The organism is Massilia glaciei, assembly GCF_003011895.2.
GTDB lineage: Bacteria > Pseudomonadota > Gammaproteobacteria > Burkholderiales > Burkholderiaceae_D > Telluria_A > Telluria_A glaciei.
The window spans coordinates 1-9806 of record NZ_PXWF02000091.1 but is presented as its reverse complement, the minus strand read 5'-3'; the positions used below and the strand labels follow the sequence as shown (position 1 = coordinate 9806).

Genomic DNA, 9806 nt, shown 5'->3' with positions numbered 1-9806 from the left:
TCTGAAGGCGACTGCACGAAATGTCAGAAGGCGTGTGCACAGTCGAAGTCTGAGCCAACACCAGAAAAATCGTAACGTTGCCTTCGCAAATGACAGCCACTTTCCGGTTTCGATACAGCGTCTCGCGACTATCACGCAGTCCGGTCAAAAATCATCATCAATTGGACATTGGACTTAATTTTCGGTTGCTGAACTGCTATTATCGGTCATCCAAGCAAAGAATGCAGGTGTTCCATGGCATACAGAGGCGCCGGTCTCCTTGGGTCTCCCTTGCGCGGATCCCCAGATGAGTGGGCGCGCGGGGAAAATAACGGCAAGTGACTCTTGCCCACACTATTAATAGATCAATGCACTTTACAAGGATGATATGGTCGCAGCACTGAAGAAAAAGCACACTCTGGATCAAACTGGATTCGATGTAAATGATGATGGTTTCGTTTACGGAGGGCGCCAATTTGCCTTTGATGACGTCATTGAAACGAGAATTATTAGAAGCGTCTTGCAAACAACCACGGTCTTCGTTGGTTCGGATTTTGATCACTCCGTGTCTATTCTCTTCGTTACTAAGAGCGGCCAGCAATTGCAGGTTACAGAGCAACCTACGTGGGCAGGCAACAGCAAACTTAAGACTGTTGAGCGAATTGAGAATATGTTTTCAAAGATTTCGGAAATGTCAAAAACTTCTCGAATCGAAAAATATACTTCTCAGATAGATAAATTTAATTATTTTGATTATTCCGGCTGGAGATTTTTTACCAGCGACCTTAAAATAGTAAACATTGCCAAGAATAAAGAATTTAGATTGTCTGATGTTTCATTGCTTAAGAGTTATGGATGCATAAGCATTAAACCTAATAACGAATCACTAGCATCTAAGTTTCTAAGCAAAGCGTTTAGCGAGGTTAGAGATATCTCCACGTTAGCGGATACTGATATCATATTCACTATTTTTAAAAAATATTTATCAGTCAGCTGGAATTAGGAATTCTTTCGGAACGCTCTAAAAACACCAAAGACAATTGCCCCAATTATGATAAGTGGTAAAGTTATAGCATTAATTGATAGAACCAATCCAAGAAGCGCCATGCCAATCGACGACCATATTAGTAATGCCACGGGAGCCAGCAATATTTCTATCAGACTCGTCTGACTATTCTCTGGCCTCCGGTCGTGGAGATCGGGCTCTCCCAAGCTTCGTAAAACTTCAGTACACGCCTGACGTTCTGCATCGTTACCCTTGGATGCACGCCCTCTTAAATACCACTTTCTCGCCGCTTCCATTTCCTCTACGGAACAGTTATTCGTATGTGTGGATGTGCAATAAATATTTCCAAGTTTGAAAAATTTTCCGGCTTTAATGTAAAGTCCTTCAATTTCTTTTAACTCATCTCTAGAGCAGTCCCTTGCCTTCCTCTCATTAATAAGCATATCAGCGAGCATTTCGGATGACCATGCATTTCCTGATTCTGATGCCTTTCGGTACCATTTACGCGCTTCATCGAGGTCAATATTTGTCAATATTGGCCCCTTCCTCATGTAGCATTCTCTTTGATGATATTCTGCGGCGACTTGCGCCATTGCATCCGAATCGCCGAGTTCTGCGGCGGCCGTTAAGTGGAACAGCGCTTTTTTGCAGTCATTGGGTAACGTATCACCGCTTCCGTAGCGCTTGTAAAGTTGAATGTGGGCTTCGGCCATGCCGGCATTAGCTAGGACCACTAAAACTTTGTTCGATGTATCCGAATCCATATCTTTAATGGATATCGCAAAGGCTAGCTTTCCCATTAAAAGACTTTTATCGCCGCTGGCGATAGCTCCGTCCAAATCAATTTCATTAAGCCGTTAATTTTATATCCTTATCTCAGCGTTCGCCCTTTGCAGGTAAATCGGTCAAAGCTATATATATGCTCGCCAGGGTTTTCTCTGCATCGGCCAACCAGCCGGTTTGCAAACTCCTTCCCGCCTTCCTCAACCTCAATTTTGGCTTTGCATTGCGGGCAGGTACTCGCATAGCGGACCAGCCGAATGGTGCCCGGGCTCACATTAAATTGCGAATCCCGTACGATTTCCATTTGTACGTTAAATTCGCTTAGTGCAATAAGTGCAGTAGGCGCCATCGTGATGCGCCACTCCAATAGCCGGAAGAACGGGCGCAATAGCATCCAGGATGCATAAGCAAAAAGCCCCGTAAATATTATCGAACTCGAAAGGCCCCTCAAAGACCAGGTTGGTTCGCTCCAAAGTAACCCCAATGAAAACATGATCAGGATGCCGCAGAGCAGAATGAAGCCGACTCCATAAGTTAAAAATAGCCATCGACGCCATCCTTCAAGACGATAGCCATTTCTAATTAATGGTTTAGCCCACCACGCAAGTTCTGGCGTTAATTCTCTAATATACGCAATTTGGTCGCCCACTACAGGCTCTATCGTTTGTATGTCGCTTTCCGGTAAAGGCCGGTCTATTAAATAATACTTTGATGGGAGACCGCCGTCCGACTTATCCTTAACTGGCCATGGATAGCAGTTGAGACCTAGATTGCGAGCAAAATCCTGAATTCCTTTTTTCCGCTTCGGTAATATGTTGTCAATTAGCTTGTTCCAAGCTTGACTTAGCAGAGTACCGGCTGCTTTGCCCTCCGGAGTGGAAATTTCAGCCGCAGCCAGAATATTCTGCGCAGTAAACTTGGTTGTAGGTCTACCCTGCTCAATCCGCTCAATTGTGAGAATGGCAAGCCCTCGGAGTGCGTAAAAAGACAGGTTTTGCTCACCATGTCTCTCAATATATTTTTCAAGACAACGCGCTGATTCTACGAGTTCTGTCGGCTCAGCCAAAAGCTCATCATTATGTAAGTCGTTGATTTCTTTAATTTTTGAAACTGTCATGTACTGTTTTCCGATAGTCTAGGACTGTTATAAAGACCCTCGCAGGCTCTATCGTTAGCTCCATGTTCACTCACCTTGGAGCAAAAATGAAGACCTGTCAACAAGCTGCAATGACCTTTGCAGTCTCCTCAGACGGTCGCGTTGTTCATGTTGACGACGTATCAAACGGAACCCAGTGTGGCTGCATTTGCACCAATTGTCGCACAGTGCTCATCGCGAAAAATGGCGGCCATGAGCGCGCCCATCACTTTGCACATCACGGCTCAACTGATATAACGGGATGTGCAGAGACGGCACTCCATTTAGCCGCGAAACAAATAGTCTCTGATTATAAACGTCTCGCATTGCCGGCAGTGCTTGGAGCGCCGGAGGGCGAGGAAACACGGATCACCGCGTTCAATCAGGTAAGCCTGGAGTACACCTTGCACAATCCTGTAACGCAGCATTGGATTGTTGCCGACTGCTTTGCAACCTGCAGCACAGATCCTCTAATTATTGAGATTGCGGTTCGACACCGTGTCGACGAATTCAAGGCAGCTAAAATTCGTGACCTCAAGCTTCCGGCCATTGAGATCGACCTGAGCGACCAGATAGGAAAACTTTGGACGTGGGATGATCTCGAAAATGCGGTGTTGTTTGACTTGAATCGGAGACAGTGGATTTACAGTCCTCAAAGTTCCGCCGTGGCACTGAAAACAGAAGTTGCGCCAATGTCTGAGGTGCACGAGTGGAAATTTGCTATTGGAGCCACATGGGTGTGGGTCAAGGAACTACCCTTCGGGAACGTGAGGGTGTTTCATCGTTTCGATGACCAGGCACGCCGAATTGTGGAACCTATCTGCCGAAATCGGGGCTACTGGAACAGCCAGTACAAAAACTGGATCGTCTTTGACCATTTCAAATTAGAGCTGCTTCAGCAACTCTCTTCTCAGGCAACCCGTCTTTGATCAGTCGAAGGCCCCGAACTTGAGGCCGACCATGGCATTGACGCCGCCTGCCATCGCCACATCGGTGCTGGTCATGGTGGTGCAGGTGGCGTCGACCACGAAACCGTTCGGCCCCGCACCGCTGCTACGCATGGCCTTGATGGTAACGATCGCGCCGGCCGTGATCGATGCGCCGCGGCCTTCGGGCCGGTTGTATTTCATCGGTCGGAACAGCCAGCCCGGGACCTCGGCGGCGTGGCCGGCGGCCTGCAAATAGGCGTCGATCGATTCGGCGGTGCCCGGATGCAGGGGGATGTAGCGCAGCTTGCCGCCCTTGCCCTGGACGCGCAGGTGTGCGACGCCGCGGTGCCCCCTCCAGCGGTTACCGCTTTGGGAAATGACCCGCCTGAATTCGTTCGTCTAGCGTCTGGTTGTCAGTATCATTATCAGTTTGTTCCCAACGGTCAGCAGCAGGTGGTAGGAGCAACAGCGACATTGTCTGGTCGTAACGATCGGAGGTGATTCGTATTTCTCTTAAACTCAGGTCCTTGGCCTCGCTTGGAAACCAAGTGGTTGCTGGGCGTTCGATGCCGCTGCGCTCGCAAGCTGCGGTGATCACGGATGCAGATGCTGAGTCCGGCGGAACTTCCGCGACGTGACCTCGAGTGCGGATGAACGCTCCGGATTTCCGCGCAGACTCGCTTGATTTCGACCACAAGACATAACCGTCACGCGACATCACCAGGACCGCTCGTTGGTGCGTAAATTCCAACCACTTCAATATCGCCGCCGTTAGTGAAACACCATATCTGATGGAGCAATTCTCTATGAGCTCAAGACCAGTGACCTCACCTCGAATTTGACGTCGAAAGTCGTCAAGCGGCATCAGCAAGTACGAGGCAAACGAGTCCGCCTCGGACTCGATCTGCTTTTCCTTCGATTCCCATTGAAGCATATCAGCCTGGCTGCATTCGAACTTCATGCGCCCGCTTCTGTGCAGGATGTAATGGCCAAGCTCGTGTGCGATCGTAAAGCGAATGCGCCCTGGCACAGGGATAGCCGAGTTGTAGAGCAGTGCCCAACCTGGCTTCGTATCTTGTTCAATTCGATATAGCGCCCCCTCAAAACCCGGCAAATCGGCACCGACCACGTTCGTTATGCCATCGTCGTGGCCAAACTGCTGCGCATAGTCCAGCGCGAGCTGCGCAACATCTACAGGGAATCGATCCGCGCCCAAGCTCAAGCTCAGCAATTTCGAGAGTCGATTTGCTTCGGCCATGGGGCTTTTTGGGGGGATTGGCGTCATTCCTTTTTCGCCTCGGAAGACTGAATTATCTTCAAGATGTCCTGAATTTTTCTCTTCGTCTCAGGTGACTGTTCTTGGTACTTTCTAAAAAAGGCCCGATCAACGACGTCATCCGTCGGATTTGTGTTGCCACCATCCAACAAATACTCGGTTGTGACTTCTAGCTGAGCCGCAATTTTGGCGAGCTTGTCCATCGTGGGGTTAGCCGCGTCGCGATTTTCGAGCTCCCATAAATAACTTTTGCTGATCTCTGCTCGGGTCGCTAACAGGTCCAGACTGAGTCCCCTATCCTTTCGCAGGTTTCGTATTTTAGTGCCCAAAGCTGTTGGCACGAGGCCTCCTATACAAGGTGAATGAGGTGGTGGGGCATGAAATATACCATTATTCCGGGTAAAAATATAACACTTGACTGAACGAAACTGTTCGGTTACATTGGCAATGACTCGATATATCGAACAAGTTTGTGCGCATTCATCGTGTCACTTGGGGCCTGTTTTTCGGGCTTATCGTTACATTCGGAAGAAAGGCAGGTCTGCAATGAGCAAGAATCAACACGTAGTACCCCGCGAGGACGGCTGGGCTGTTCGTGGTGCCGGCAATCAACGCGATACATCGCATCACCGTACTCAGGCCGAGGCGGAGCGCGCAGCACGCGAAATCGCATCGAATCAACGGTCCGAAGTTTTGATTCACGGGGAAAACGGTCGCATCCGCGAACGCAACAGTTACGGCAACGACCCGCATCCGCCAAAGGGCTAACGGACGGTAGGCGCTACGCGTGGCGCCTCCTTTTATAAAGAGAGTAGAGGAACTTATGGCAAGCAAGAACACCGACACGATTTTCGTGAACACGATAGAGCACGAGGTGCCCCACGAGAAGATTTCGTACGCGACGTTGATTGCGATGGCTTTCCCTGGAGCGACGGGGTCGAATTACATCGTTAAGTACTACAAAGGCAGTTCCGATAAACCGACTGGTACGCTGCCCCCTAGCGGCGAAGTGATGGTGAAAAATGACATGGACTTCCGAATTACAGGTACTGGCGAGTCGTAATCCCTTTATCGACGAGCTTGTCAAACAGGGCTATGCGGTAGGGTTCGTCAACGCACATCTCGTCATTTTCGGCGTGCCCTACTTGAACGCCGCTGGTGATTTAATGTATCTCGACATGATCTCGCCCTTGGATCTGCGCGAGGGCAACTTAATTGATCGCCCATCGGATCATAAACTTTACTTTGCCGGGGAGGTGCCCTGTAATATTGACGGTAATAAAATCAGTGCTGGTACTGCCGAAGAGGTGCGCTTCGTGTCGGATGAAATTGTCGGCAACAGGATGCTTTCGAACAAGCCAGAGGGTGGGCGCCAGTACGAGTCCATCGAGGAAAAAATTTACCAATATCTCGCATTAATCTCCGCTCCGGCGGTCCATAAGTACCCGGGCGTGACGCCACGCGCTGCTTTGAAAAAACACGTTGAAGCGGCGCCGAGCCCATTACGGTTCCCTGACACGCTCTCCGCGCGCGAAGGGATGGTAGGGCTGTCACACAGGCTACGTGGACAGAAGGTGGCGATAATTGGATGCGGTGGTACCGGGGCCTACGTTCTGGACTATCTTGCTAAAACCCACTTAGAAGAAATTCATCTCTTCGACGACGATATCGTTCATGTCCACACGTTGTTCAGGCTTCCTGGTGTTTATGGCGAGAAGCACTTGGGCACGCCCAAAGTGATAGCGTTAGGTGAGGCCTACGCCGAATTCCATGGCGGCATCAAGCCGCAATTAAAACGCGTCGATAGAAATAATATAGCCTGTCTTGCTGGGTTCGACTTCGTCTTCGTGTGCGTTGACGATGCGCCATCTCGACAAATGATTGCTCAAGCCTGCCATGACGCTGCGCGTCCGTTCGTAGACGTAGGCATGGGCTTGAATCAAGGCAGAAATGGCCTTTACGGATTTGTTCGTATCGCTGGAGGTGCGGTCGGCGACTTTGACAAACTTAATGGAACTCCATATATGCCCGCACAAAATGCCGAAGATCGCGAATATAGGAATCAGCCACAAATTGCCGAACTCAACGCGCTCAACGCCGCGATGGCAGTAATAAGGTTCAAACAGCACATGGGATTCTTTGACCGCCTTAACGAGTCGCATGCCGCAGTGTTCGATGTCGCTGGCATGGCGTTGGATACTGTCGTATGAGCGGCCAAGTGTATCGCATCATCGAAAGCGAAAGGCTTCCGTCTCAGGTGGGCGCCTTTGAGTTTTACTACAGCCGACGTTTCGAAATGGCCGCCATGGCCTGCGCGTGCGGATGTGGTCATCGCGTGATGCTTAACCTGTTGGATCAGCATCAGCTCATAGTCGAAGAAGGGCTTCCCACAATCACGCCGTCCATATTGGTCTCAGATGCTCCCTGCTTGTCGCACTTTTTTGTCCGATGTGGGGAAGTCGAATGGGCCCAGCAGTGGTCAAAAAAGATGGTTGACAATGTGATGCAATCGCAGGTGCGTCGACATGTTGAACAGGATAGGAAGCAGACGGCTAAACGCTCGTCGATGCGGCGCTTTGTCGACTGGATTGCATCCTGGTTTAACTGACGTGAGGGTCGTTGAGTTAGGGGGCAGCCTGCTCGACGGCGACTGTCTCCGGAGCCGTGCGCGCTCTAATGCATGCACGAGATCGAGTGCGTCCTGATCGTTATCGATCATCGTTGTATCGAAACTGGAGTGGCCGAGCAGCCCGGCCACCTCGCGCATTGACTGCCATTCAACAAGGCAGCCTTTGCGAAGGTATGGTGCAGCCAGTGCGGCGACGCTGCATCGAGGAGGGATGCCGCCTCAACGTATCCGTCATTCAACGTATCCGTCATCCATCAGGACCCTGCTCGAGGCATCCACCGGCAGGCTGTAATAGCCCCCGCCTAGCGTTGTGTGGTGAGGCGTTGGCCGAGCTGCTGGCCAGCGGCGACCGGAGCCGTTCGGCCCAGCACGCCGAAAGTTTCACGGCGGTACCGGGTGCGGTTCCGCCCACAGCTGCGGCGCTGGGTCGATGGGCGTCTATGAAATCCCGTGGGATATTTAGCTTTTTATCCTAATAGGCGACCTTAAAGGTTGGGCTGTCCTCGGGGCGCGTGCTGCGCCGGTCATAAATGCGCGTCGTGGCAATGTTCGCGTGACCCAGCCACTCTTGGACTTTTGCGATGTCGGCATTGTGATCGAGCGCGTTGGTGGCGGCAGTCGCGCGCAACGAGTGGGGCCCGAAGCCTGCTACATCCATTTTGATCGAGGCCGCGTAACCGGCCAGCATCTTGTACACCCCGTCGGCGGTGATGGATGCGCTGCTGTCGTCCGGTCTGTTGTTTTTCATCGGCCGGAACAACCCGCCCGGGATCTCGGTCGCGTGGCCGGCGGCCTGAAGGTAGGCGTCGATCGATTCGGCGGTGCCTGGATGCAGGGGAACATAGCGCAGTTTGCCGCCCTTGCCGTGGACGCGCAGATGCATGACGCCGCGGCGCTGCTGGATGTCGCCGACGGTCAGCGCGCAAAGTTCGGCGCGGCGCAGGCCGTGGTACAGCAGGGTCGACAGGATGGCACGGTCGCGCTTGCCGCGCAGGGTGGATCCGTCGGGCGCGTTGAGCAGTGAGCGCGCCTGGTGGTCGCCTATCGCCGGCGTCTTGCCCTCCTGGCTTTCGGTCTTCGGCCGCTTGACACCCTTGACCGGGTTGCCGGCGACGGCGTTGGACTCGCACAGGTATTCGAACAGGGAGGACAGCGCCGCCAGCTTGCGCCGGATCGTGGCCCCCGACAGGGCCCGCGTCTCGAGGCTGAGGCGCCAGGCCAGCACGTGGGCCCTGGTGACGATCCGGAACTGGTCCGGGAGTGTGATGCCGGCGAACGCCATGAACTCGGCCAGGTCGTTCCGGTAGGCGCGGCGCGTTTGCGGGTTGTCGATGTTGGCGAACCAGGTCATCGCCGGCGGCACGTCGGCCAGCTGGTGAAACTCGGCGGCTGTAAGCATGGATCCGGTTTGCGCCACCAGCGTGACATTTGCCATCATTGCCTTATGTTAGTATGAGTCTGTTAGCTAGTGCGATTTCGACCGTCAGGTCTTGTTGTGTTAAGCTGCAAGCACTGGGTGGTTTCGTTCGCCCAGTGAAACCAAAGCCGCCTCCGAGCGGCTTTTTTGTTGCCCGCCCCGAGCGGGCTTTTTTACGTCTGGAGTTTTAGATGAACAAAGCCAAAATCGTCAAAGCGACCCGCGTATTCAACTTTCTGACGAGCATCGTCAAGTTTGTTGGTGCCGCTGTTGCCTTGGCGAAATTCTTGCCTTTCTTCTAAGCGTCCCGCCAGTCGTCCCAGCCAGGTAGTCAGCTCGGACTGATTTTTGCGATGCGAAGATCAGTCGGGTTTATTGACGTCAATTTACTATTGATAACGTATTTTATCAATAGCAACTACAATCTTAAAAGGGGTCTCCATGTATTCCCTTGGCAGGAAACACATGGAGACCCCTTTAAGAAGAGACGGGATTCGAACCCGCGAAACGGCTTCCACCGTTCACCCGCTTATCAGGCGGGCGCCTTCAGCCACTCGACCACTCTGGAAAATGCCGCACGCGACGCTTTCCAGGATCATCCAATTCATCCATATTGTACTCTTTAACCACGTGGTAAGCACAGGGCGATTGC

Annotated in this window: 12 protein-coding genes; 6 read left to right on the top strand and 6 right to left on the bottom strand. The window is 52.1% G+C overall.

Going from position 1 to position 9806, the window contains the following annotated elements; genetic code table 11:
* Nucleotides 1-367 precede the first annotated feature (367 nt).
* The gene (locus C7C56_RS27975; protein ID WP_146204319.1) at nucleotides 368-982 is read left to right on the top strand and encodes a hypothetical protein; all 615 of its coding nucleotides are present in this window, start codon (nucleotides 368-370) and stop codon (nucleotides 980-982) included.
* Here C7C56_RS27975 and C7C56_RS06790 read toward each other — a convergent pair.
* Nucleotides 979-1824 carry a tetratricopeptide repeat protein gene (locus C7C56_RS06790; protein WP_109246558.1) on the bottom strand — a complete coding sequence of 282 codons (846 nt, stop codon included), beginning with the start codon at nucleotides 1822-1824 and terminating at the stop codon, nucleotides 979-981. The genes C7C56_RS27975 and C7C56_RS06790 overlap by 4 nt on opposite strands.
* Before the next feature lie 32 nt (nucleotides 1825-1856).
* Nucleotides 1857-2885: a hypothetical protein gene (locus tag C7C56_RS27970; protein ID WP_146204318.1), complete on the bottom strand. Its 1029-nt coding sequence runs from the start codon at nucleotides 2883-2885 to the stop codon at nucleotides 1857-1859.
* Between the two features lie 86 nt (nucleotides 2886-2971).
* On the opposite strand from C7C56_RS27970, the gene C7C56_RS06785 reads away from it, so the two are divergent.
* Complete coding sequence (locus tag C7C56_RS06785; protein ID WP_106756700.1) at nucleotides 2972-3832, top strand: competence protein CoiA family protein; 861 nt, start codon at nucleotides 2972-2974, stop codon at nucleotides 3830-3832.
* Here C7C56_RS06785 and C7C56_RS28640 read toward each other — a convergent pair whose 3' ends face one another.
* From C7C56_RS28640 to C7C56_RS06770, 3 genes are all read right to left on the bottom strand, one after another.
* The gene (locus tag C7C56_RS28640; RefSeq protein ID WP_181373050.1) at nucleotides 3833-4084 is read right to left on the bottom strand and encodes a hypothetical protein; all 252 of its coding nucleotides are present in this window, start codon (nucleotides 4082-4084) and stop codon (nucleotides 3833-3835) included.
* A gap of 109 nt (nucleotides 4085-4193) precedes the next feature.
* Nucleotides 4194-5090: an ImmA/IrrE family metallo-endopeptidase gene (locus tag C7C56_RS06775; protein WP_229458250.1), complete on the bottom strand. Its 897-nt coding sequence runs from the start codon at nucleotides 5088-5090 to the stop codon at nucleotides 4194-4196.
* 23 nt (nucleotides 5091-5113) lie between these two features.
* Nucleotides 5114-5449, bottom strand: coding sequence for a helix-turn-helix domain-containing protein (locus tag C7C56_RS06770; RefSeq protein ID WP_106756698.1), 336 nt, complete (start codon nucleotides 5447-5449; stop codon nucleotides 5114-5116).
* Nucleotides 5450-5654: 205 nt separating this feature from the next.
* Between C7C56_RS06770 and C7C56_RS06765 the strand changes: the two genes are divergently transcribed.
* Genes C7C56_RS06765 through C7C56_RS06750 form a run of 4 tightly spaced genes read left to right on the top strand, consistent with a single transcriptional unit; the run spans nucleotide 5655 to nucleotide 7716 of the window.
* Nucleotides 5655-5876, top strand: coding sequence for a DUF2188 domain-containing protein (locus tag C7C56_RS06765; protein WP_106756697.1), 222 nt, complete (start codon nucleotides 5655-5657; stop codon nucleotides 5874-5876).
* Between the two features lie 55 nt (nucleotides 5877-5931).
* Nucleotides 5932-6171 carry a multiubiquitin domain-containing protein gene (locus C7C56_RS06760; RefSeq protein ID WP_106756696.1) on the top strand — a complete coding sequence of 80 codons (240 nt, stop codon included), beginning with the start codon at nucleotides 5932-5934 and terminating at the stop codon, nucleotides 6169-6171.
* Nucleotides 6131-7318, top strand: coding sequence for a ThiF family adenylyltransferase (locus tag C7C56_RS06755; RefSeq protein ID WP_106756695.1), 1188 nt, complete (start codon nucleotides 6131-6133; stop codon nucleotides 7316-7318). Before C7C56_RS06760 ends, C7C56_RS06755 begins: the two co-directional genes overlap by 41 nt.
* A complete protein-coding gene (locus C7C56_RS06750) occupies nucleotides 7315-7716 on the top strand; it encodes a ubiquitination-like system serine protease family protein (RefSeq protein ID WP_106756694.1) in 402 nt (133 codons plus the stop codon). Before C7C56_RS06755 ends, C7C56_RS06750 begins: the two co-directional genes overlap by 4 nt.
* Nucleotides 7717-8209: 493 nt before the next feature.
* Here the strand turns inward: C7C56_RS06750 and C7C56_RS06745 are convergent, their stop codons facing one another.
* Nucleotides 8210-9136 (bottom strand): tyrosine-type recombinase/integrase, encoded by a 927-nt coding sequence (locus C7C56_RS06745; RefSeq protein WP_229458248.1) that lies wholly within the window; start codon nucleotides 9134-9136, stop codon nucleotides 8210-8212.
* Between the last annotated feature and the right edge of the window lie 670 nt (nucleotides 9137-9806).

What these genes read in the sequence shown, in the direction of transcription:
- C7C56_RS27975 (WP_146204319.1), top strand. Translation starts at nt 368, where the DNA reads ATGGTCGCAGCACTGAAGAAAAAGCACACTCTGGATCAAACTGGATTC.
- C7C56_RS27970 (WP_146204318.1), bottom strand. Translation starts at nt 2,885, where the DNA reads ATGACAGTTTCAAAAATTAAAGAAATCAACGACTTACATAATGATGAG.
- C7C56_RS06785 (WP_106756700.1), top strand. Translation starts at nt 2,972, where the DNA reads ATGAAGACCTGTCAACAAGCTGCAATGACCTTTGCAGTCTCCTCAGAC.
- C7C56_RS06775 (WP_229458250.1), bottom strand. Translation starts at nt 5,090, where the DNA reads ATGGCCGAAGCAAATCGACTCTCGAAATTGCTGAGCTTGAGCTTGGGC.
- C7C56_RS06765 (WP_106756697.1), top strand. Translation starts at nt 5,655, where the DNA reads ATGAGCAAGAATCAACACGTAGTACCCCGCGAGGACGGCTGGGCTGTT.
- C7C56_RS06760 (WP_106756696.1), top strand. Translation starts at nt 5,932, where the DNA reads ATGGCAAGCAAGAACACCGACACGATTTTCGTGAACACGATAGAGCAC.
- C7C56_RS06755 (WP_106756695.1), top strand. Translation starts at nt 6,131, where the DNA reads ATGACATGGACTTCCGAATTACAGGTACTGGCGAGTCGTAATCCCTTT.
- C7C56_RS06750 (WP_106756694.1), top strand. Translation starts at nt 7,315, where the DNA reads ATGAGCGGCCAAGTGTATCGCATCATCGAAAGCGAAAGGCTTCCGTCT.
- C7C56_RS06745 (WP_229458248.1), bottom strand. Translation starts at nt 9,136, where the DNA reads ATGCTTACAGCCGCCGAGTTTCACCAGCTGGCCGACGTGCCGCCGGCG.